The organism is Streptomyces sp. NPDC060232, from assembly GCF_042726555.1.
Taxonomy (GTDB): domain Bacteria; phylum Actinomycetota; class Actinomycetes; order Streptomycetales; family Streptomycetaceae; genus Streptomyces.
In genome coordinates, this window is sequence record NZ_JBHXAG010000003.1 from 279,709 (window position 1) to 301,143 (window position 21,435).

General features: G+C 72.3%; 18 protein-coding genes. 11 read left to right on the forward strand and 7 right to left on the reverse strand.

All coding sequences use genetic code 11. The features are described from left to right. Positions 1-93: 93 nt before the first annotated feature. Positions 94-1,854 (forward strand): GMC oxidoreductase, encoded by a 1,761-nt coding sequence (locus tag ACFWFZ_RS07525; RefSeq protein WP_387118389.1) that lies wholly within the window; start codon positions 94-96, stop codon positions 1,852-1,854. A 166-nt stretch (positions 1,855-2,020) separates the two neighbouring features. Continuing rightward, the gene (locus ACFWFZ_RS07530; RefSeq protein ID WP_387117960.1) at positions 2,021-3,661 is read left to right on the forward strand and encodes an LPXTG cell wall anchor domain-containing protein; all 1,641 of its coding nucleotides are present in this window, start codon (positions 2,021-2,023) and stop codon (positions 3,659-3,661) included. 443 nt (positions 3,662-4,104) lie between these two features. Here the strand turns inward: ACFWFZ_RS07530 and ACFWFZ_RS07535 are convergent, their stop codons facing one another. Then, positions 4,105-4,374, reverse strand: coding sequence for a chorismate mutase (locus tag ACFWFZ_RS07535; protein ID WP_387117963.1), 270 nt, complete (start codon positions 4,372-4,374; stop codon positions 4,105-4,107). Positions 4,375-4,667: 293 nt separating this feature from the next. Between ACFWFZ_RS07535 and guaA the strand changes: the two genes are divergently transcribed. The 4 genes from guaA (at position 4,668) to ACFWFZ_RS07555 (ending at position 9,042) form a co-directional block, all read left to right on the forward strand. Beyond that, entirely contained in the window at positions 4,668-6,254 is a 1,587-nt protein-coding gene (gene guaA, locus ACFWFZ_RS07540) for a glutamine-hydrolyzing GMP synthase (RefSeq protein WP_387117966.1), read from the forward strand. Between the two features lie 124 nt (positions 6,255-6,378). Continuing rightward, positions 6,379-7,155 carry a class II aldolase/adducin family protein gene (locus tag ACFWFZ_RS07545; protein ID WP_387117969.1) on the forward strand — a complete coding sequence of 259 codons (777 nt, stop codon included), beginning with the start codon at positions 6,379-6,381 and terminating at the stop codon, positions 7,153-7,155. Positions 7,156-7,257: 102 nt separating this feature from the next. Then, the gene (locus tag ACFWFZ_RS07550) at positions 7,258-8,514 is read left to right on the forward strand and encodes a hypothetical protein (protein ID WP_387117972.1); all 1,257 of its coding nucleotides are present in this window, start codon (positions 7,258-7,260) and stop codon (positions 8,512-8,514) included. Positions 8,515-8,532: 18 nt separating this feature from the next. Further along, positions 8,533-9,042, forward strand: a complete 510-nt coding sequence (locus ACFWFZ_RS07555; protein ID WP_387117975.1) for a TQO small subunit DoxD — start codon at positions 8,533-8,535, stop codon at positions 9,040-9,042. On the opposite strand, the gene ACFWFZ_RS07560 is transcribed toward ACFWFZ_RS07555, so the two are convergent. Beyond that, positions 8,988-9,212 carry a hypothetical protein gene (locus ACFWFZ_RS07560; protein ID WP_387117978.1) on the reverse strand — a complete coding sequence of 75 codons (225 nt, stop codon included), beginning with the start codon at positions 9,210-9,212 and terminating at the stop codon, positions 8,988-8,990. The two genes, ACFWFZ_RS07555 and ACFWFZ_RS07560, sit on opposite strands and share 55 nt — an antisense overlap. After that, positions 9,199-10,542: a PspC domain-containing protein gene (locus tag ACFWFZ_RS07565; RefSeq protein WP_387117981.1), complete on the reverse strand. Its 1,344-nt coding sequence runs from the start codon at positions 10,540-10,542 to the stop codon at positions 9,199-9,201. The genes ACFWFZ_RS07560 and ACFWFZ_RS07565 overlap by 14 nt, the downstream gene beginning before the upstream one ends. Positions 10,543-10,673: 131 nt before the next feature. Here ACFWFZ_RS07565 and ACFWFZ_RS07570 point away from each other — a divergent pair, with 131 nt between their 5' ends. From ACFWFZ_RS07570 to ACFWFZ_RS07580, 3 genes are all read left to right on the forward strand, one after another. Then, the gene (locus tag ACFWFZ_RS07570; protein ID WP_387117984.1) at positions 10,674-11,969 is read left to right on the forward strand and encodes a PspC domain-containing protein; all 1,296 of its coding nucleotides are present in this window, start codon (positions 10,674-10,676) and stop codon (positions 11,967-11,969) included. Then, positions 11,966-12,664 (forward strand): LuxR C-terminal-related transcriptional regulator, encoded by a 699-nt coding sequence (locus tag ACFWFZ_RS07575; protein WP_387117987.1) that lies wholly within the window; start codon positions 11,966-11,968, stop codon positions 12,662-12,664. Before ACFWFZ_RS07570 ends, ACFWFZ_RS07575 begins: the two co-directional genes overlap by 4 nt. Before the next feature lie 138 nt (positions 12,665-12,802). Then, positions 12,803-13,906, forward strand: coding sequence for an alpha/beta hydrolase (locus ACFWFZ_RS07580; RefSeq protein WP_387117990.1), 1,104 nt, complete (start codon positions 12,803-12,805; stop codon positions 13,904-13,906). Positions 13,907-14,044: 138 nt separating this feature from the next. Here ACFWFZ_RS07580 and ACFWFZ_RS07585 read toward each other — a convergent pair whose 3' ends face one another. Both ACFWFZ_RS07585 and ACFWFZ_RS07590 read right to left on the reverse strand, forming a co-directional pair. Continuing rightward, complete coding sequence (locus tag ACFWFZ_RS07585; protein WP_387117993.1) at positions 14,045-15,094, reverse strand: NlpC/P60 family protein; 1,050 nt, start codon at positions 15,092-15,094, stop codon at positions 14,045-14,047. Between the two features lie 147 nt (positions 15,095-15,241). Then, positions 15,242-15,595 carry a hypothetical protein gene (locus tag ACFWFZ_RS07590; RefSeq protein ID WP_387117996.1) on the reverse strand — a complete coding sequence of 118 codons (354 nt, stop codon included), beginning with the start codon at positions 15,593-15,595 and terminating at the stop codon, positions 15,242-15,244. A gap of 158 nt (positions 15,596-15,753) precedes the next feature. Here ACFWFZ_RS07590 and ACFWFZ_RS07595 point away from each other — a divergent pair, with 158 nt between their 5' ends. Together ACFWFZ_RS07595 and pcrA are read left to right on the forward strand one after the other, a co-directional pair. Continuing rightward, positions 15,754-16,101: an ArsR/SmtB family transcription factor gene (locus ACFWFZ_RS07595; RefSeq protein WP_387117999.1), complete on the forward strand. Its 348-nt coding sequence runs from the start codon at positions 15,754-15,756 to the stop codon at positions 16,099-16,101. Continuing rightward, the gene (pcrA, locus tag ACFWFZ_RS07600; protein ID WP_387118002.1) at positions 16,085-18,604 is read left to right on the forward strand and encodes a DNA helicase PcrA; all 2,520 of its coding nucleotides are present in this window, start codon (positions 16,085-16,087) and stop codon (positions 18,602-18,604) included. Before ACFWFZ_RS07595 ends, pcrA begins: the two co-directional genes overlap by 17 nt. A gap of 75 nt (positions 18,605-18,679) precedes the next feature. Here the strand turns inward: pcrA and ACFWFZ_RS07605 are convergent, their stop codons facing one another. Both ACFWFZ_RS07605 and ACFWFZ_RS07610 read right to left on the reverse strand, forming a co-directional pair. Further along, the gene (locus tag ACFWFZ_RS07605) at positions 18,680-20,344 is read right to left on the reverse strand and encodes a peptidoglycan DD-metalloendopeptidase family protein (protein WP_387118004.1); all 1,665 of its coding nucleotides are present in this window, start codon (positions 20,342-20,344) and stop codon (positions 18,680-18,682) included. Positions 20,345-20,508: 164 nt separating this feature from the next. Beyond that, entirely contained in the window at positions 20,509-21,291 is a 783-nt protein-coding gene (locus ACFWFZ_RS07610; RefSeq protein ID WP_387118007.1) for an esterase/lipase family protein, read from the reverse strand. Positions 21,292-21,435 lie beyond the last annotated feature (144 nt).

Below are 21,435 nucleotides of genomic sequence, written 5' to 3' on the forward strand. Positions count from 1 at the left end.
GTGTCGCACGACGACGCACCCGGCGACGACGCACCCGGCGACGGCGCATCCCGCGACGGCGCATCCCGCGACGACGCCTACGACTACGACGTCATCGTCATCGGATCGGGCTTCGGAGGGTCGGTCTCCGCCCTGCGGCTCACCGAGAAGGGGTACCGGGTGGGCGTCCTGGAGGCAGGGCGCCGCTTCACCCGCGAGAGCCTGCCGAAGAACAGCTGGGACCTGCGCAACTACCTGTGGGCGCCGGCGCTCGGGCTGTACGGGATCCAGCGGATCCACCTGCTCGGCAACGTCATGGTGCTCGCGGGCGCCGGCGTGGGCGGCGGCTCGCTCAACTACGCCAACACCCTGTACGTGCCGCCGGACGCCTTCTTCCAGGACCGGCAGTGGGCGTCCATCACCGACTGGCGCGAGGAACTCGCCCCGTACTACGACCAGGCCAAGCGGATGCTCGGCGTGCGCCTCAACCCGACCATGACGCCCTCCGACGTCCACCTGAAGGCGGCCGCCGCCAGGATGGGCGTGGCGGACTCCTTCCACATGGCCCCGGTCGGCGTGTTCTTCGGCGACGGCGAGGACGCCGCGGGCACGTTCCGGGTCCGGCCCGGTGAGGAGACCGCCGACCCGTACTTCGGGGGCGCCGGCCCCGCGCGCACGGCCTGCACCGAGTGCGGCGAGTGCATGACCGGCTGCCGGCACGGCGCGAAGAACACCCTGAACGAGAACTACCTGCACCTCGCCGAGCGGGCCGGAGCCGTCATCCACCCCATGACGACCGCAACCGCCCTGTCCGAGCACCCGGACGGCGGCCACCGCGTCCGCACCGTGCCCACCGACGGCCGCCGCCGCGGCAGGGCGAAGGTGCTGCGCTGCCGGTACGTGGTCGTCGCGGCGGGCACGTACGGCACGCAGACCCTGCTGCACACCATGAAGGACCGCGGCGAGCTGCCGCGCCTGTCGCGGCGGCTCGGGGAGCTGACCCGGACCAACTCCGAGGGCCTGGTCGGCGCACAGACCGACGACCGCCGCTACCGCCGCCGGCACGGCGAGGACCGCCAGGCCGACTTCACCCGCGGCGTGGCGATCACCTCCTCGGTGCACCCCAACGCCGACACCCACATCGAGCCCGTCCGCTACGGCAAGGGCTCCAACGCCATGGGGTTCATGACCGTCCTGCAGGTCCCCTACAGCGCCCACCGGGTCCGCGGCTGGCTCGCCAGGACCGTGCGGCACCCGGTGCAGCTGGCCCGGTCCCTGTCGAACCGGCGCTGGTCGGAGCGGACCATCATCGGCCTGGTGATGCAGTCCCTGGACAACTCGCTGACCACCTACCGCAAGCCGGGCGGGATCGGCAAGGGCCTGCTCACCGCCCGCCAGGGGCACGGCGCCCCGAACCCCGTGCAGATCGCGGAGGCCACGCAGGCCGCGACCCTGCTGGCCGAGGAGATCAACGGCTTCCCGGGCAGCAACATCGGCGAGCTGATGGGGACCCCGCTGACCGCGCACTTCCTCGGCGGCTGCCCGATCGGGGCGTCCGCGGAGGAGGGCGTGGTGGACCCGTACCACCGGCTCTACGGACACCCGGGCATCTCGGTGGTCGACGGCGCCGCCGTCTCCGCGAACCTGGGGGTCAACCCGTCGCTGACGATCACCGCACAGGCGGAGCGGGCGATGTCGTACTGGCCGAACAAGGGAGAGCGGGACCCGCGGCCCGAACAGGGCGCGGCCTACGCCCGCCTGGACGCGGTGGAACCGGTCCGTCCGGCCGTCCCCAAGGACGCCTTCGGCGCGCTGCGGCTGCCGTTCCTGGCAGTCCCCGAAATTCCCCCACGGGATCCGGAACCGGCCGGATGACGGCGATGGGTACCGCGCTCCCCCTCCGAGCGCGGTACCCACCGCGGTACATACGTGACAGATGTTCAGCCTTGATGGTTGTACCGGAATCCGCCGAGCCGGGCTGTGGTGTCGATCACACGGCCGACGAGGCAACTGCGCGTCGCGTTCGGCCGTCAACGGCAGCATGAGAAAGCGCATTTCCCTGCTGACTGCCTGCGGCGTCGCCGCCCTGGGGCTCGCCGCCACTCCCGCACACGCCGCGGACCCCGTCTTCTCCCTGGCCGGACCGGCCGAGGTCGGCCTGCGCCCGCACCCCGGGCAGAACATCGCACCGCAGAAGACCTCGGTCGAGTTCCGGCTCGTCAACGACACCGCCTCGGCGTTCGACCGCCAGAGCACCTTCACGATCGACCTGACCGGGCTCAAGGGCATCGCCGACGTCGCGCTCGCCAAGCAGCAGGGCTCGGACTGCACGCTCACCGAGGCCGCCGTCACCTGCAAGCGCCCCGCGCTGTGGAAGGGCGAGACCACCGTCGTGGACCTCGACCTCAGCGCCGCCAAGGACAGCAAGGCCGGCGCCACCGCCGACCTCACCGTGACCGGCAAGGCCGAAGGTGCCACCTTCAAGACCGCCACCACCAAGGTGCGGGTCGGCGGCCCCGACCTCGTACTGGAGCGGGCCGACCTCAAGGCGGAGCAGAAGCCGGGCGACAAGCAGAACCTGTCGATCGTCTTCGCCAACGAGGGCACGGAGTCCGTCCAGGGCGTCGTCCTGGAGATGCGCACCACGCACGGCATCGACCTGGTCGAGCAGTACGACAACTGCTCCTACTCCGAGGACCCGAGCGAGGGACAGCCCTGGAACACGGGCTGGAGCACGGTGCAGTGCCTGCTGGAGGGCGAGTACAAGCCGGGCGCCGTCTACGGGGTCGACGGCCCGCTCACCCTCAAGGCCGCCCCGCACGCCTTCGCCGACGGCCTCACCTACGCCGTGTACGCCCCCGGCGCCCAGCCGAAGGCCGGCAAGACCTCCAAGAAGCCGGCCGGCGGCAAGACGCTGGCCGTGCGGGAACGCCCCGCGAAGGCCTCCGCGCAGTCGGTGGACCTCGACCCCTGGAACAACCTCCAGGAGTTCGACTTCCGGACGAAGAACAGCGCCGACCTCGTGGCCTGGCCCGTCGCCCTCGCCGGCGGAGTGGGCGAGACGGTCAAGGCCGACTTCGGCTTCCGCAACAACGGCCCCGCCTGGGTGGCGGAACTGCGCTCCGGTGAGAGCGTCGCCCGCACGGACATCGTGATCCCCGCCGGTACGAAGGTCACCAAGGTCCCGGCCGGCTGCCGCGGGGTCAACGCCGACGGCACCAGCCGCGAGCAGACGCTCGGCGCGCCGCGCTACTTCTGCTCCACCGGGCACGTCGTCGGGGAGCGGGAGAAGTTCGCCTACCCGTTCGAGCTGAAGATCGAGCAGGTCGTGGCGAACGCGGCGGGGTCCGTCTCGGTCGGTCAGTGGACGCCCGAGGGCACCAAGGGCCAGCCGTGGGACCCCCACCACGCCAACGACAAGGCGTCCGTCGTGATCAGCGCGAAGGACGGCGGCGCCACGCCGAGTCCGACCGCCACGGCCACCGCCTCGCCGACCGCCACGGCGACCTCCTCGGCCTCGGCCTCGGCCACGCCCGCCGGCACCTCCGGCGCGACGGCGAACGGCGGCCTCGCCGCCACCGGCAGCTCCGCCGGGGCGCTCGCGCTCGGCGGCGCGGTGCTCGTGGCCGCGGGCGGCGGTCTCGTCCTGGCCTTCCGCCGCAAGGCCGGCACGCACGCCTAGGTCCTGTCTGGAGTTCCAGCGCGGGAGAAGGAGCGGCGTCTGGTGCCGTCGAGTCCAAGGCGGGGGAGGGAGTCGACGCGGAGCGTCGGCGACTGACGACAACGCCGGAAGCGGCGGTGCCAGACGCCGCGACGCCGCGGGGGAACTCCAGACAGGACCTAACCGCCACAGCTGCGCGGCCGTGAAGCCGCGCGGACGCGGAACGGCCGGCCCGGGGCGTCCCCGGGGCCGGCCGTTTTCTACGGGGTGACCGGGCTGCTGTCCCCTGCCGTCCGGTCACGCGAAGGAGCGAGGTCCCACGACGCACGCACCACGAGGCGTACGTCTCATCGCTCCTGCGGAGCCACGCGTGGTGTTGCGGTTCCGCGGCTGGCTGACGCGGACATCCTCACCAACGAAAGCCCATGGGGCGGGTCACGCTCCGGACGAGTGACGAACAGCCGTCACACCCGGCCCCGGCACAGCTCCAGCAGGGTCATCGCGAGGGCCGTTCCGGGCTTGCCGAGGGCGTCGCTCCAATGGGACAGCACCTCCATCTCGCGGGACAGGTGCACCCGGCGGCCGCCGGAGGCGATCCGGGCGTCCTGGATGACCGTCGAGACGGCCATCCGCTCCTGGATCAGTCCGATGATCCGGTCGTCGATCGCGTCGATCGCGTCGATACGGGTACGGGACTCGGCGATCAGCTGCTCGGGGGTGGTGGTGACGCTCATGGTGTTCTCCTGTGGGTCGTGCCGGCAGGAGCGGAAACGCGGAGCGCCCCGGTCCTGTCGGACCGGGGCGCTCTGGGAAGTCAGCGGCTCAAGCGAGCATCACGATGACCCATGGCGACCGGACCGGCCGGTGCCATAGGTAAAGAGGAAGCTCAGCTGCTTGCGCACGGAAGGGATTATTGCCCCCCGTGCCCCTCCCGGCCAACCCGGTTCGGATGGTGAGACGAAGAAGGGGTGCGAGTGCCCCGTTAGAATCGACAAAACAGCCACCTCTTCCGCCGGAAGGCCGCCCCGTGCCAGAAGCACCCTCCGCCGCCCACGACAGCGCCCCGGACACGGTTCTCGTCGTCGACTTCGGCGCCCAGTACGCCCAGCTCATCGCCCGCCGCGTCCGCGAGGCACGGGTCTACAGCGAGATCGTGCCGAGCTCGATGCCCGTCGACGAGATGCTGGCCAAGAACCCCAAGGCGATCATCCTCTCCGGCGGCCCGTCCTCCGTCTACGAGGAGGGCGCCCCGCAGCTGGACCGTGCGATCTTCGAGGCCGGGGTCCCCGTCTTCGGCATGTGCTACGGCTTCCAGCTGATGGCGACCACCCTCGGCGGCACGGTCGACAACACCGGCGCCCGCGAGTACGGCCGCACCCCGCTGGCCGTCTCCAAGACCGGCTCCACCCTCTTCGAGGGCACCCCGGCGAACCAGTCCGTGTGGATGTCCCACGGCGACGCCTGCTCCGCCGCCCCCGAGGGCTTCACCGTCACCGCGTCGACGAACGTCGTACCCGTGGCGGCCTTCGAGAACGACGAGAAGAAGCTGTACGGCGTGCAGTACCACCCCGAGGTGATGCACTCCACGCACGGCCAGCAGATCCTGGAGCACTTCCTCTACCGCGGCGCCGGCCTCGCCCCCACCTGGACCACCGGCAACATCGTCGAGGAGCAGGTCGCGGCCATCCGCGCGCAGGTCGGCGACAAGCGCGCCATCTGCGGCCTGTCCGGCGGCGTGGACTCCGCGGTCGCCGCGGCCCTCGTACAGAAGGCCATCGGCTCCCAGCTGACCTGCGTCTACGTCGACCACGGCCTGATGCGCAAGGGCGAGACCGAGCAGGTCGAGAAGGACTTCGTCGCCGCCACCGGCGTCCAGCTGAAGGTCGTCGACGCGCAGGAGCGCTTCCTGAACGCCCTCGCCGGCGTCTCCGACCCGGAGACCAAGCGGAAGATCATCGGCCGCGAGTTCATCCGCGTCTTCGAGCAGGCCCAGCTGGAGATCCTCCAGGAGGACGGCCCCGCGGTCGCCTTCCTCGTGCAGGGCACCCTGTACCCGGACGTCGTCGAGTCCGGCGGCGGCACCGGCACCGCCAACATCAAGTCGCACCACAACGTCGGCGGCCTCCCCGACGACATCGAGTTCGAGCTCGTCGAGCCGCTGCGCCAGCTGTTCAAGGACGAGGTCCGCATGGTCGGCCAGGAGCTCGGCCTGCCCGACGAGATCGTCCAGCGCCAGCCCTTCCCCGGCCCCGGCCTCGGCATCCGCATCGTCGGCGAGGTCACCAAGGAGCGCCTGGACCTGCTGCGCGAGGCCGACGCCATCGCCCGCCACGAGCTGACCGCGGCCGGCCTGGACCGCGAGATCTGGCAGTGCCCGGTCGTCCTCCTCGCGGACGTCCGCAGCGTCGGCGTCCAGGGCGACGGACGCACCTACGGCCACCCGATCGTCCTGCGCCCCGTCTCCTCCGAGGACGCCATGACCGCGGACTGGACGCGCATGCCCTACGAGGTGCTCGCCCGGATCTCCACCCGCATCACCAACGAGGTGCCGGAGGTGAACCGGGTGGTCCTCGACTGCACGAGCAAGCCCCCGGGCACCATCGAGTGGGAGTAGTCCCCACCCGCCGTGCGTGACGAGCCGCCGCTCCCTGCCGGAGCGGCGGCTCCGCCGTTTCTCTGGCCACTTGGCAGGGGCGCGGGTACCTTGCGCCGCGAGCCGAGCCGCCGAAGGAGCGCCCATGCCGGACCAGCCCGTACCCGTGCCCGTGCCCCTGGAGCGGCTCCGCTTCGAGATGCCGCCCGCGCACACGGACCCGGCCGAGGAGCGCGCGTACCGCAAGGAGCGGCTCGCGGGCGCGCTGCGGCTGTTCGCCCGCCTCGGCTACGAGGACGGGGTCGCCGGGCACGTCACCGTCCGGGACCCGGAGTCCGAGGACTGCTACTGGGTGAACCCCTTCGGCCGGGCCTTCGCCGCCCTCGGCCCCGAGGACCTGCTGCTCGTCGACGGGGACGGGCGGGTGGTCCAGGGGGAGCGGCGTGTCAACGAGCTGGCCTTCGCCGTGCACGCCGCCGTGCACCGGGCCCGCCCCGACGCGGTCGCCGTCGTCCGCACGCAGGCCCCGTACGGCAGGGCGCTGGCCGCCCTCGGCGAGCTGCTCGCCCCGATCACCCACGAGGCCTGCGCCTTCTACGAGGACCACGCGCTGCTCGACGAGTACGCCGGCGCGGAGGACGGCCCGCGCATCGCCCGCGCGCTCGGCCCGTACAAGGCGCTCATCCTGCGCAACCACGGGCTGCTGACGGTCGGTGGATCGGTGGACGCGGCCGCCTGGTGGTTCGTCGCCGCGGAACGGGCCGCGCAGGTCCAGCTGATCGCACGGGCTGCCGGGAAACCGGTCCTCATCGACCACCACAGCGCCGCGGCCACCCGTGAGCGGTTCGGCGGGGACCTCGCCGGCTGGGTGAGCTACCAGCCGCTGTGGCAGACCGTCGCGGACATGGCGTCAACATCATGAACCTTTAATCACCTGCTCTGACATCGTGCGCAATCCGGAGCACTGCCCCAGTGGTGCACAATTCGCTGGCATTGCCCCGTAGTTCAGAGAGGCGGCACGTACGTGGCTGTCCAAGAGATGTCCCGCGGCACCCATACCACTGCCTGCGCCTGCGAGGAGTGCGCACGGGAAGGGCACCGCCGAGCGGTCGCCGCGTTCCTGGAGAAGCGCGACGAGTTCGCCGCCGGGCAGGGCGTGCCGGCCGCCGTTGCCCACTCCCTCGGCGCCTCCCGCCAGTGGGTCTCCGACGAGCTGGCCCTGTCGGCCCGTACCGTCGCCGACCGGAGCCGGGAGGCCGGGAACTCCTGGCTGTACGTGTTCTCGCGGCGGGCCGTCCTCGCCGTGTGGATCGCCGCCGGCGTCCTGCTCCTGGTCCAGGTCGCCGCCGCGCTCGGCACCGGCTGGTCCACGGCGCGCACCGCCGGACTGCTCGCGGCCCTGCTGCTCGCCGGGCTGCTGACGCTCGCCGCCCGAGCCCAGTCGGTACGCGGCGGGCTGCTGGCCCCGCTGGTCGGCGAGGACAACCGGCTGTCCACCTCCCAGGCGGTGCCCACCGCCTGGGTGGTGCTGACGGCCTTCGCCACGTTGCTCCTCGCGCTGCGGCTGGCCGCCTCGGCCCCCGGCCCGGAGCGGCAGGCGCTGTACACGGGCCTCGCCCTGGGCCGGGCGCTGCCGCTGCTGTCGGTGGTCGTGCTGACCTCCGCGGTGGCGGTGCTGGTGCGCCGGGTGGTCTCCGTACGGATCATGAGCCAGCGGCTGCAGAAGCTGCCGGCCGACCGGCCGCGCGGAGCGGACCTGTTGACGGACGACGCGGGCCGCGGGAGTTTCCCCGACGCGCAGTACGTGCTCGTCTCCACCGTCGTACTGGCCTACGCGGCGGCCTCGCTCACCCGTTTCCCGGACCGGCTGCCGCAGCTGCCCTGGGCGCTGACCCTGCTGGTGGCCCTGTCGGCCGCGGTCTACCTGGCGGCGAAGTACGCGGAGGGCAGCCGCCCGCTGGTGCTGTCGGTGGTGCGCAGACGCGAGCCCGGGGACCTGGACGCCGCCGTCCGCCCCGGGGACGACATCGAGATCCGGGGCGTGGGCTTCGTCCCGCCCGGCGCGCAGACCCCGGAGATGCTCGCCCGGCTGGTGGTACGGATCGGGGCGGTCCACGTGCACGTGCCGCTGATCCCGGTGCCCGGCGGATTCACCAACCCCTCCGACGCGGTGCTGACGGTGCCGGTCCCGGCGGAAGTGGAACCAGGGCGCACCGAGATCCAGGTGGTCACGGCCGCCGGAGTGGAATCCAACCGCTGCACCATCGACGTGGCCGAGTGATCGGGGTAGACATGTCGCGTGACCAGAACCGAAGCACCGCCCCGGACCGACGTACCGCGCGGGCTGCGTGAACAGGCTGCCCGGTACCACCTGCTGCCCCTGCGCCTCTTCCTCGGCGTGACCTTCGTCTACGCGGGCCTGGACAAGCTGTTCGACCCCGCGTTCCTGTCGGCCTCCGGCGACGGCTCCATCGGAGAACTGATGCGCGGGGTGCGCGACACCTCCGCGATCCCCGCCCTCGTGGACCTGTCCCTGGAAGCGCCCGTCGGCTTCGCCGTGTTCCTCGCCGTCGCCGAGATCCTGGTGGGCCTGGGCACCCTGGCCGGCCTGCTGTCCCGGACGGCGGCGATCGGCGGGGCACTGATCTCGCTGAGCCTGTGGCTCACGGTGTCGTGGGCGGTGTCCCCGTACTACTACGGCAACGACCTGATCTACCTGCTGGCCTGGACCCCCCTGATCCTCGCCGGCGCGCCCTACCTGTCGCTGGACTCGGAGATCCGGTCGCGCCGGTCCCGGCGTACCGCATAGGTCACCAGCCCCACCAGTGCGGCCAGCGTCAGCCCGCCCGCGGTCATCGGGATGACCGCGTACCACGGGATGTCGGCCTCACCGGTGGCCTCGACCAGGTAGAGCACGCCCGCCAGCAGCAGGACCAGACCCGCGATCAGCCGTCCCGGCTGGAACTCATGACGCCGCACGGGCCACCTCCACCTGTCCGATTCCCGCACTCAGGTCCAGCTCGATCGTCCCGCCGGCCTCCGTGCCGGCGGGCGGCGCGAGGGTCGCCGTCCGGTTCTGCTGCCCGGGCCCGGCCCGCTCGATGCGGCCCGCGTAGTCGCCGGGCAGCTGGATGTCGCCGAGGCGCCGGACGGTGACGTCCGCCTCCGCGGTGACCTCCCGGGGCAGGAGCACCTTGAGCCGGCCCGCGTCCACGGAGGCGCTGACGGCCACGCTGGTGCCCTTCGGCACGTCCAGGCGGCTCAGGTCCAAGGTCGCCAGCCCGGTGCCCGCCTCGTACACGGGCTGTACGTCGGCCACCGCGGCCGGACGCCACTCGACCTCCTGCCAGTCGGTGCCGATCTCGCGCGGCAGGGCCGCCGCGCCCGCGAGCAGGCCCGCCGTGAACACGGCCAGCACGACCGTGCCGAAGCCGGTGCGCCCCAGCAGGGAGCTGACCGCGAGGCCGAGGCCGAAGACGACCAGAGCGGCGGCGAGCCCGGTCTGCAGGGCCTCGCCCAGCGGGCTGCCCTCCCAGTCCGCCGCGGTACCGGCGGCCCCGGCCAGCAGCGCCAGCACGAACACCCGGCCGCCGATGCCGCCGCGCCCCCGGACCCGGGCGGCGGCGGGCCGCCGTACGGCCGCGTCCGCGGCGCCGGAGGCGTCGGGCTCCGCCGGGCCGGCGGCGTCTTCGGGCCCCCACAGGTACCCGGTCGCGCCGACCGGACCGGTGGTGCCGTCCTTGACCAGCGGGTCCCGCCACCAGGAAGGGGCGCCCGGGGCGGGCGGCGCCTTCGTCTCCGGCGGGGCCGCCGGCGCGTGCGCGGCACGGGGCGCGGCCCCGCCCGGAGCCGGTGCCTCCGCCTCTGGGACGACGGCCTGCCGCCGCCGCTGCGACCAGTACGAGGCCCCGCCGAGCGCCAGGACCACCAGCACCGAGAAGACCGCCAGGCCGCCGTTGTCCAGCATCGACAGGAACAGCGCACAGCCGACCAGGGCGGCGAACACCGCCGCCAGCGTCGCCCCTTCGACCCGGCCCGTCAGCAGCTTCTTCACCTCGCTGTCCTCCTCGCCCTCCTGCGGGAGCAGCAGCCACGCGAAGCCGTAGAAGATCAGGCCGACGCCGCCGGTGACCGCGAGGACGCCCAGGACGATCCGGAAGACCACCGGGTCCAGGTCGAAGTACCGGCCCAGACCGCCGCACACGCCCGCGAGGACCTTGTCGCGCTTGCTGCGGCGCAGGGACGGCCGGGGTTCGGAGGCCCGGGGCGCCCCGGGTGCCTGCGGCGGGGCATCGTGTACTTCGGTCATGCGTCCATGGTGACGGGCCGCGCGGGCGCCCGGAATCCGGCCCTACCCTGGCGCAACCCTGAGATCTCCCGGGCAGAAGTGGGGGGATGCCCTGATGCCGGGCCGCGGCCCGCCATGTGACCCTTGGCGACATGCCCGTAGCCGCCGCCTCCCGCCCCCCGCACGCCCCGGACGCCGACGACCCGCCGCAGCGCAAGCTCTACCGGAGCGCCGACGGCCGGATGCTGGGCGGTGTCGCGCGCGGACTGGCCGGGCACCTCGGGCTGCCCGTGGGCTGGGTCCGGCTCGCCTTCCTCCTGCTGTTCATGTGGGGCGACGGGCTCGGTGTGCTGCTCTACGCGGCGTTCTGGGTGTTCGTGCCGCTCGGGGTCGGCGGCCGCGCCGGGCACCGCTCCTTCTTCGAGTCCCTCCCCGACGGCACCCGCCGGCTGCGCAAACCCGACCGCGGGCAGATCACGGCGCTGATCGCCCTGTTCATCGGCGCGGGCATCTTCATCTCCAAGGTCCAGGTGGGCGGCGAGTCCGGGCGCTACGTGTGGCCGACGCTGCTGGTCGGCGCCGGGGTGGTCCTCGTATGGCGGCAGGCCGACAACGCCCGCCGCGCGCACTGGACCACCGCCGCCGGCCGGCACGGGCGCCTCTTCCAGGCCGCCCGCGCGCTCGCCGGAGTCGCCCTGGTCGGCGTGGGCCTCACCGTCTTCATCGTCGTACGGGGCTCCGCCGCCCAGCTCGGCAACGTCCTCACCGCCACCCTCGCCGTCCTCGTCGGCGTGGCCCTGCTCGCCGGACCCTGGCTGATCCGGATGACCCAGGACCTCTCCGAGGAGCGGCTCATGCGCATCCGCGCCCAGGAACGCGCCGAGGTCGCCGCCCACGTGCACGACTCGGTGCTGCACACCCTCACCCTGATCCAGCGCAACGCCGAGGACGTGGGCGAGGTGCGCCGCCTCGCACGGGCCCAGGAGCGGGAGCTGCGCAACTGGCTCTACAAGCCCGAGGGCACCGGCAAGGACGAGGCCGAGGAGCCGGCCACCCTGGCGGAGGCCGTGAAGAAGACCGCCGCCGAGGTCGAGGACCACCACGGCGTGCCCATAGAGGTCGTCGTCGTCGGCGACTGCCCGCTCGACGAGAAGCTGGCCGCGCAGCTCCAGGCCGCGCGCGAGGCGATGGTCAACGCCGCCAAGTACGGTGGCGAGGGCGGGCCGGTACAGGTCTACGCCGAGGTGGAGGGCCGGACGGTGTTCGTGTCCGTACGCGACCGCGGGCCGGGCTTCGACATCGACGCGGTACCCGACGACCGCATGGGCGTACGAGAATCGATCATCGGCCGGATGCAGCGCAACGGCGGGACCGCACGACTGCGGTCCGCGCCCGACGGCGGCACGGAAGTCGAGCTGGAGATGGAGAGGGCGGCGAACGCGGCATGACCGAGGACGAGAAGAACGCAGGCGTGGGGGAGACCAGGCGCGTCCGGGTGGTGCTCGTCGACGACCACAGGATGTTCCGCACCGGGGTGCAGGCCGAGATCGGCGAGACCGCCCGGACCGGCGTCGAGGTCGTCGGCGAGGCCGCCGACGTCGACCAGGCCGTCACCGTCATCACCGCTACCCGGCCCGAGGTGGTCCTCCTCGACGTGCACCTGCCCGGCGGCGGCGGTGTCGAGGTGCTGCGGCGCTGCGCCCCGCTGATGGCGGCCGCCGAGAACCCGGTGCGGTTCCTCGCGCTGTCGGTGTCGGACGCGGCCGAGGACGTCATCGGCGTGATCCGCGGCGGCGCGCGCGGCTACGTCACCAAGACCATCACCGGCACCGACCTGGTGGACTCCGTCTTCCGCGTGCAGGACGGGGACGCGGTGTTCTCGCCGCGCCTGGCCGGCTTCGTGCTCGACGCGTTCGCCTCGACGGACGCGCCGCCGGTGGACGAGGACCTGGACCGGCTCACGCAGCGCGAGCGCGAGGTGCTCCGGCTGATCGCACGCGGGTACGCGTACAAGGAGATCGCCAAGCAGCTCTTCATCTCGGTGAAGACGGTGGAGTCGCACGTCTCGGCGGTGCTGCGCAAGCTCCAGCTCTCCAACCGGCACGAGCTGACCCGCTGGGCGACGGCCCGCCGACTGGTGTGACGCGTGAGGCGCGCGTGATGTCGGACACCTGACGTCCGGCGGCTGCCGCGCGTCGTGTGGCGTTGACCTGCGGTGTGACCGAAACCGCAGGTCGACAGGGCAACCGGGGCCCGGCGAGCCGCCCTCTACGGTGGCGTGATGAGCCTGACCGGGACACCCTTCTTCGCCACGGTGATCGCACTGACCGCGCTCGCCGTCATCCTGCCCCTGGCCGTGTGGGGCAAGGTGCGCGGCCCCGCCGCCGTACGCGTCGCCCTGCGCTTCCTGATGGTGGTGTTCGCCCAGGTCACGGCGGTCACCGTGGTGTTCGTCGCCGTCAACAGGGCCGAGCACTTCTACACCTCGTGGGACGACCTGCTCGGCACCGGCACGTACGTCACCGCGGCCCCCGACCTCGGTCCGGACGGGCTCGGCGGCAAGAAGGTCGCAGAGGCCCCGAAGGTCAAGCAGGCCTTCCAGCCCGTCGAGGGGCTGGGCGGCCGGGTCAGGAAGACCGAGCTCGACGGCAAGATCTCCGGGGTCAAGGGCGACGTCCTGGTGTGGCTGCCGCCGCAGTACGACGACCCGGCCTTCAAGGACAGGAAGTTCCCGGTCGTGGAGCTGATCCCGGGCATTCCCGGGACGGGCAAGTCCTGGTTCCAGGGGCTCAAGGCACACGAGGTGCTGGAGCCGCTGATGAAGAGCGGCAAGGTGCAGCCCTTCATCCTCGTCTCGCCGCGCGCCATGCTCGTCGGCAACGGCGACACCGGCTGCGCCAACCTTCCCGGCAAGGTCAACGCCGACAGCTGGTTCAGCGTCGACGTCCGCAAGATGGTCGTCGACAACTTCCGGGCCTCGGACGACGCCCGCACCTGGGGCGTGGCCGGCTACTCGGCCGGGGCCTACTGCGCCGCCAAGCTGGCGATCTCCCACCCCGACCGCTACAGCGCGGCCGTCTCCCTGTCCGGCTACAACGACCCCGGGCAGGAACCCACCTCGCTCGTCGCGCAGGACCCGCAGACGCGGACCGCCCACAACCTGAAGAACATCCTCACGGCGCAGCCGGCCCCGCCGGCCGTCTCGCTGTGGCTGTCGGGCGCGGAGCACGACGGCTACCTGTCGGGCATGGACCTCAAGGGGCTCGCGCAGAAGCCCACCGTCGTCCACGCCGAGAAGGTCGTCGGCGGCCACAACCTCGAATCGTGGTCCAAGCAGCTGCCGCAGACCTTCGGCTGGCTGAGCGGCGTGGTCAAGGCCCCGTAGGCGGTGCCGGCGGGTCTGCCAGTCGGCGACCGCGTCCTGCGTACGGCGGACGCCGGGCCGGCGGCCGGATCTCGGCCACCCCCGCCTGCCACCTCCGCCGGCGCGGGACCTGCGGCCACTGCGGGCAGCGCCGGATCCTCACGCGGGGCGGGAGGCGCCGGCCCAGGGCATCGAGTCGATCGGCGCCAGCCGGACCGTCGATCCCGGGCGCGGGGCGTGGATCATCTGGCCGTTGCCGACGTAGAGGCCGACGTGCGTGACCCCGGAGTAGAAGAACACCAGGTCGCCGGGGGCCAGCTGGTCGCGGGAGACGCGCCGGCCCGCGTTGATCTGGGTGTAGGTGGTGCGGGGCAGGGAAACCCCGGCCGAGCGCCACGCCGCCTGGGTCAGCCCCGAGCAGTCGAAGGATCCGGGCCCCGTCGCGCCCCACACGTAGGGCTTGCCGATCGCGCCGTACGCGAAGGCCACGGCGCGGGCCGCACGGGAGCCGTCGGCGGGCGGCGGGGGAGCGGGGGTGGCCGGGCCGGCGGGGGCGGCGGACGCGGCGCCGGGCGCCTGGGCCTCGTAGGCGGCCCGCTCCTCGGCGGTGAGCTTGGCCAGCAGCCGCTTGGCGGCGGCGAGCTTCTCCTCGGCCTCGGCCTTGTGTGCGGCGAGTTCGCCCTGCCGGGTGCGCAGGTCTGCGAGCCGCCCCGACGCCTGCTCGCGCAGCTTGGAGACCTCGTCCAGCTTGCGTCGCACGGTGGTGATCCCGGCGGCGTTGCGCTCCCCGGCGCGGGAGACGAAGGATGCCTGGGCGAGGTAGTCCTGCGGGTCCTCCGCCAGCGCGAGCTGTACGGCGGTGCCCAGGGAGCCGCTGCGGTACTGGGAGGCGGCGAGCGTCCCGAGCGCGCTGCGGGCGGTGTTGATCTCCTCGGTCTTGCGGGCGGCCTCGTCGCGCAGGCCGGTCAGGGCCCGTTCGGCGTCGTCGGCCTGCTCCTTCGCCCCGTTGTACCGCTCGGACGCCGCCTCGGCCTCCTCGTAGAGCCGGTCCACCTCCGTCCTGATCTGGGCGGGGGTGGGCCTGGGATCGGCCTGGGAGGTGCCTTCGAAGGCGGTGGCGGTGGCAGCGCCCGCGAGGGCGATGGTGGCGGCGGTCCGTACCGAGCCGCCGGAGAGCGGGCGCTGCCTGGGCTTTCGATGACTGGCCACGAGGGCCTCACGTCCTTCCTCTGCCGGTGCTGCTTGGAGGAGGACGCTAGACCCGGAGGTAACGGGCGGATGACGGGATGATCGTAAGTGCCCTGATGCGACCGGGAGCCGGCCGCACCGGACCGGAGCAGATCATTCCGGGGTGGGTCAGTGCCAGAGAAGGGCGATGAAGATGTTGATCACGGTCAGGCCGCCGACGGCGCCGAACATCGCCTTGTCCACGTGCTCCTCGTCGCGCTTGACGTAGACGAGGGCGAGGATCACGAAGAGGAGGGCGAGCTTCACGCCGACCTTGACGTTGTTGACGGGGGTGCCGTCCATCTCGTTGAAGCCGACGAGGAGCACGCCGGTGACGAGCATGGTGAGCGCGCCGTGCAGCATGGCGGGCGTGAAGCGGGCGGTGCCGGCGCTCATGGCCTTCATCTGGGTCAGGAAGCTGCCGAGCAGGGCCGCGATCCCGATGATGTGCAGGCCGACGAAGACACTGATGAGTACGTCCATGGCAGCCGAGCGTACGGGGGCGGGCGTTCGGCCGGAGAAGCGGGTCCGCCCGTCGACGACGGCCCGCGCCCGCCCCTCGGGGTGGCGGCGCCGGCGACCGTTCGTGGTCCTCGAACGGCCGGCCCGTGTCCGTACGAGATCTGCGTACAGTGGTGTGCATGCCTGCCGCCGCCGACCTGCCCCACCCCGCCGCCGACCGCATCGAGCTCGTCGACGTCCTGGCGGCGCTCGGGCACCCCGTCCGGCTGGAGATCGTCCGCAAGCTCGCCTCCGGCGCGGAGGCCTGCTGCGGTGAGGTCGTGCCCGACCTGCCCCGGTCGAGCGTCACGCACCACCTCAGGACGCTGCGCGAGAGCGGAGTCATCCGCCGGCGCCCCCAGGGCCGCAAGCTCTACCTCGCGCTGCGCCGCGAGGACCTGGAGCTCCGTTTCCCCGGTCTGCTGGAACTCGTGCTGGCCTGTCGGTCCCGCCCCCTAGACTCGGAATGCGATGAGCAGCCTCTTTGACGACAGCTTCCTGGCGGACCTCACCCCCTCCGACGAGGTCCCGCCGCCGCCCGAGGAGCACCCCGCCCCGGAGGCGGGTGCCGACGACCTCTTCGGGGGGCACTTCGACGTGCCCATGACCGGGGACGCGTACTACCGGGACGGCGCCCCCAAGCCCGTCATCGACCCGGCGGCGCTTCTCGACGGCCTGAACGAGCAGCAGGCCGCGGCCGTCGTGCACGCGGGCTCCCCGCTGCTCATCGTCGCCGGAGCCGGCTCCGGCAAGACCCGCGTGCTGACGCACCGCATCGGCCACCTGCTGTCCGCGCGGGGCGTCCACCCCGGCCAGATCCTGGCGATCACCTTCACCAACAAGGCCGCCGGCGAGATGAAGGAGCGCGTCGAGGGCCTGGTCGGCCCCCGCGCGGGCGCCATGTGGGTCTCCACCTTCCACAGCGCGTGCGTGCGCATACTGCGCCGCGAGTCCAAGCGGCTCGGCTTCACCTCGTCGTTCTCGATCTACGACGCGGCCGACTCCAAGCGCCTGATGGCACTGGTCTGCCGCGACCTGGACCTGGACCCGAAGAAGTTCCCGCCGAAGTCCTTCAACGCCAGGATCTCCAACCTGAAGAACGAGCTGATCGACGAAGAGGCCTTCGCCGACCAGGCCGCCGACGGCTTCGAGAAGACCCTGGCGCAGGCGTACGCGATGTACCAGGCGCGGCTGCGCGAGGCCAACGCCCTCGACTTCGACGACATCATCATGACCACGGTCCACCTGCTGCAGGCCTTCCCGGACGTCGCCGAGCACTACCGGCGCCGCTTCCGGCACGTCCTGGTGGACGAGTACCAGGACACCAACCACGCGCAGTACACGCTGGTGCGCGAGCTGGTCGGCACCGGCTATCCGGACCTGCCCCCGGCCGAGCTGTGCGTGGTGGGTGACGCCGACCAGTCGATCTACGCCTTCCGCGGCGCGACGATCCGCAACATCCTCCAGTTCGAGGAGGACTACAAGGACGCGACGACGATCCTGCTGGAGCAGAACTACCGCTCCACGCAGACGATCCTCTCCGCCGCCAACGCCGTCATCGAGCGCAACGAGAACCGGCGCGCCAAGAACCTGTGGACCGAGGCCGGCTCCGGCGCCGTCATCACCGGCTACGTCGCGGACACCGAGCACGACGAGGCCCAGTTCGTCGCCGACGAGATCGACCGGCTCACCGACGCCGGGGACGCCAAGGCCGGCGACGTCGCGATCTTCTACCGGACCAACGCCCAGTCGCGCGTGTTCGAGGAGATCTTCATCCGGGTCGGCCTGCCCTACAAGGTCGTCGGCGGTGTCCGCTTCTACGAGCGCAAGGAGGTCCGCGACGTCCTCGCGTACCTGCGGGTCCTCGCGAACCCGGAGGACAACGTCCCGCTGCGCCGCATCCTGAACGTTCCCAAGCGCGGCATCGGCGAGCGCGCCGAAGCCATGGTCGACGCGCTCGCGCTGCGCGAGAAGATCACCTTCCCGCAGGCGCTGCGGCGCGTGGACGAGGCCTTCGGCATGGCGGCCCGCTCCACCAACGCGGTGAAGCGGTTCAACGCGCTGATGGAGGAGCTCCGTACGATCGTCGACTCGGGCGCGGGCCCGGCGGTGGTGCTGGAGGCGGTCCTGGAGCGCACCGGCTACCTGGCCGAACTCCAGGCGTCGACCGACCCGCAGGACGAGACGCGGATCGAGAACCTCCAGGAACTGGCGGCGGTGGCGCTGGAGTTCGAGCAGGCGCGCGAGGCCGCGGCCGCCGAGGCGCCGGAGGGCGCGGCGACGCCGGTCGGCCCCGGCACGCTCGCCGAGTTCCTGGAGCAGGTCGCCCTCGTCGCCGACTCCGACCAGATCCCCGACGAGGACGAGGACGGCTCCGGCGTCATCACCCTCATGACCCTGCACACCGCCAAGGGCCTTGAGTTCCCGGTGGTGTTCCTGACCGGCATGGAGGACGGGGTCTTCCCGCACATGCGCGCGCTGGGCCAGACCAAGGAGCTGGAGGAGGAGCGCCGCCTCGCCTACGTCGGCATCACGCGGGCGCGCGAGCGGCTGTACCTGACCCGCTCCAGCATGCGCAGCGCGTGGGGCACGCCCTCGTACAACCCGCCGTCGCGGTTCCTGGAGGAGATCCCGGACCAGTACCTGCAGTGGAAGCGCACGGGAGCGGCCCAGAAGCCGGCCGGTCCGATGCGCAGTTCCGGCTACGGTTCGGGCGCGGGCGGCGGACGGTCGTCGTTCGGCACCTCGCCCGAGGCCTTCCTGTCCTCGTCGCGTACGAAGTCGGGCCCGTCCGGGTTCGCGACGCGCCGGGCCTCCGACAAGCCGGTCATCGCCCTGGTGGTCGGGGACCGGGTCACGCACGACCAGTTCGGGCTCGGCACCGTCATGGAGGTCAAGGGAGCGGGCGCGGACGCGCAGGCCACCATCGACTTCGGTGACGACAAGCCGAAGCGGCTGCTGCTGCGCTACGCGCCGGTGCAGAAGCTCTGACCACCCGGACCACGTGTGCATGCCCGGCAGCGGGAACACTGCCGGGCATGCGGGGAGCCGGTGGGGCCGAGGTGGCTACCTCGGGTCGAGGCCGTGGCTGCGCAGCCACGCCAGGGGGTCGATCGCGGAGCCGCCGCCGGGACGGACCTCGAAGTGGAGGTGCGGGCCGGTGGAGTTGCCCGAGTTGCCCGAGTAGGCGATGACGTCGCCCGCCTTGACCTTGCCGCCGCGGATCTTGGTGGAGCTGAGGTGGCAGTACCAGGTCTCGGTGCCGTCGGGCGCGGTCACTATGGCCATGTTCCCGTAGGCGCTGTTGTACTGCGTGCGCACGGTGCCGTCGGTGGCCGCCATGACCGGGGTTCCGTAGGACACCGGGAAGTCGATGCCGGTGTGCACCGACATCCACATGCCGCCGGACTGGCCGAAGCTGGCGCTGAGGCCGTGCTGGTTCACGGGGACGGCGAACTTGGGGCGGGCGGCCTCCTTGGCCGCGGCCTCCTCGGCCTTCTTCTTCTTTTCCTCTTCCTGGCGCTCGCGCAGGTCGATGCGCTCCTGCGTGCGGCTCGCGCGGTCCGCGAAGTCGCCCGCGTCGGCGCTGAGCGCGACCAGTTGGGTGTCGAGCTTGGTGTTCGCGGCGACCGGCTTCACCGAGGCCGGGTCGGGCGCGGCCACCGTGGTGATGTCCTCGCCGGACTTGTCCGTACCGGTCAGCCCGCCGACGGAGGCGGCCGCGACGCCCGCGACACCCATCACACAGGCGGAGGGAACGGCGACGGTCAGCAGGGCGGAACGCTTCGCCGGGGTGCGGCGGCGGCTGCCGGCCCCCTTGGCGCCGGCCCCCTTGGCGCCGGCCGCCTTCGTGCCGGCCGCCTTCGTGCCGGCCGTCTTGGCGTTCCCCTTGCCGGCGCTGCGGCGCGAGGCGCGCGGCGCGGAGGTCACCGGCATGGCCTGGGTCGGCATGTCGTGGACGCCGTGCAGTTCGTGGACCTCGGGCAGCTCGTACGCCTCGGGGGCTTCGGGGGCTTCGGGGGCTTCGTGGGCTTCGGGGCCCTCGGGCACCTCGGCGGCCTCGTCGGTGAGCACCTCGAAGACGGCGGTCTCGCTGTAGGTATGGTCGGCCCCGGTCTCCTGGGCCTCCTGCGCCTCATGGACCTCGTGGGCGTAGCCGACGGTGCCGAGGGTGGTCGTGCCGTACGCGTAGTCCTGCTGCGCGGGCTGGTAGTCGTACGCGTATGCGGCCTCGGGCTGCGCCGGGGTCTGCGCGACGGTGTTCCAGGCGGTCGCGTCGTAGGCGCCGGTCTCGGGGCCGGTCGTGCCGAAGCCCGGCATCGCCCAGTGACCGGTCTGCTCGGTGGAGGTGTCGTAGCCGAAGGAGGCCGACGGGTAGGCGGTGTAGCCGGAGTGGTCCGTGCCCGCCCCCGCCGCGTTCCAGGCGCTCGGGTCCCAGCTCCCGGTGGTGTCCTCGGGTGCGGACTGCGAGGGGATCGTGGACAGGTAGGGGTCCTGCGAGGTCCACGCGGTGGTGTCGTAGGCGCCGGTCTCGTAGGAGCCATAGGCGGCGTAGTTGACCCCCTGGCCCTGCGTTTCATAGGAAACGTAGGTCGAGTCACCAGCGAAAGCGGTGGTGGAAAGGCCGTCATACCCGGCATCCGGGTACTGGCCCGACGAGGGGCGGTCGTTCACCAACTTCTCTTTCGCCTCGGCAGTGGGGGCCTGGGTGGCCGGGAACTCGAAGTTCACCGGAGGAGAGCAGTGGCGTGACTGTACCCGGCGGTTACTCGCAACGACAATCTTCGCCGGGTCCCCAGATCAGCGGAACCGGGCATTCGGCCGCCTTTCGGTCGCCGAAAGACGCAGCCTTGGCCTTGAGTTCGAAATCTGTTCGAGTACTGGACGTGGAACGGTCAGGCGACGGAAGCCGCGTCCGGGCCCGTCACGGCGCTGGGCGCGGGGCCGTCAAGGGCGCGGGCGACTGCCGCGATGACCGCGGGGTGCGCCGGAAGCGCGAGATGCCCGATACCCATGACCTGCACGTTTTCCACACAGAGGTCCGGGTGTTCGATCCGTGCGCTGCCGACCGGGGCCATCAGCGTGTCGAACTCGCTCCAGAAGGCCACGCAGCGGGTGGCGCAGCCGGGCGAGGGCGCCGCCAGCTCGGCCAGCACCTCGGACTCCGGGCGCATCTGCCGCACCAGGGGGTGCGCGTCCATGAAGGGGGCGACCCGCGTGCCGGAATGCGGGGTGCCGAGCGTGGCGAGGGTGCGGACGCGGGTGTCGCCGCCGAGGCGCTGGACGTAGTACCGGCCGACCAGGCCGCCCAGGCTGTGCCCGACCAGGTCCACCTGCTCGTGTCCGGTGCGCTCGCACAGCTCCTCGACACGCCGGGCGAGGTGGCCAGCGATGACGCGCAGGTCGAGCGTGAGGGGCGAGTAGTTGTACGCCTCCACGTGCCGCAGGCCGCCGGCCGCGAGGGCGCGGCGCAGCAGGACGAAGACGGAGCGGTTGTCGGTGAAGCCGTGGAGGAGCAGGACGGGCGGGCGTGTCGTGGCCGTCACGGGGGCGGTCCTCTCCTGGCACACCCCGGTGGGGTACAGCAGGAGGTGCCCGCCGAGCACGACGACCTCCAGCGCGCCGGCCCGCAGTGCGGCGCCGGACAAGGGGACGGGTACGGGTAACGACAGACCCATCGACGGCCTCCTGTGATCCTCCTGGGGCGGCGGCCGCCGCACCACCGTGCCGTGCGGCTGTCGGCACGGTGGCGCAATGCCGTCCCACGTGTGATTTCCCCCTCGTGGCTGCCCGCGAAACGGCAGCGTGCGCGATGCTGTACT

Bases quoted from the DNA above. Each gene is read 5' to 3' on its own strand.
- ACFWFZ_RS07545 (WP_387117969.1), top strand. From the start codon at position 6,379: ATGCCGGACCAGCCCGTACCCGTGCCCGTGCCCCTGGAGCGGCTCCGC.
- ACFWFZ_RS07570 (WP_387117984.1), top strand. From the start codon at position 10,674: ATGCCCGTAGCCGCCGCCTCCCGCCCCCCGCACGCCCCGGACGCCGAC.
- pcrA (WP_387118002.1), top strand. From the start codon at position 16,085: ATGAGCAGCCTCTTTGACGACAGCTTCCTGGCGGACCTCACCCCCTCC.
- ACFWFZ_RS07595 (WP_387117999.1), top strand. From the start codon at position 15,754: ATGCCTGCCGCCGCCGACCTGCCCCACCCCGCCGCCGACCGCATCGAG.
- ACFWFZ_RS07565 (WP_387117981.1), bottom strand. From the start codon at position 10,542: ATGACCGAAGTACACGATGCCCCGCCGCAGGCACCCGGGGCGCCCCGG.
- ACFWFZ_RS07535 (WP_387117963.1), bottom strand. From the start codon at position 4,374: ATGAGCGTCACCACCACCCCCGAGCAGCTGATCGCCGAGTCCCGTACC.
- ACFWFZ_RS07575 (WP_387117987.1), top strand. From the start codon at position 11,966: ATGACCGAGGACGAGAAGAACGCAGGCGTGGGGGAGACCAGGCGCGTC.
- ACFWFZ_RS07530 (WP_387117960.1), top strand. From the start codon at position 2,021: ATGAGAAAGCGCATTTCCCTGCTGACTGCCTGCGGCGTCGCCGCCCTG.
- ACFWFZ_RS07590 (WP_387117996.1), bottom strand. From the start codon at position 15,595: ATGGACGTACTCATCAGTGTCTTCGTCGGCCTGCACATCATCGGGATC.
- ACFWFZ_RS07610 (WP_387118007.1), bottom strand. From the start codon at position 21,291: ATGGGTCTGTCGTTACCCGTACCCGTCCCCTTGTCCGGCGCCGCACTG.
- ACFWFZ_RS07580 (WP_387117990.1), top strand. From the start codon at position 12,803: ATGAGCCTGACCGGGACACCCTTCTTCGCCACGGTGATCGCACTGACC.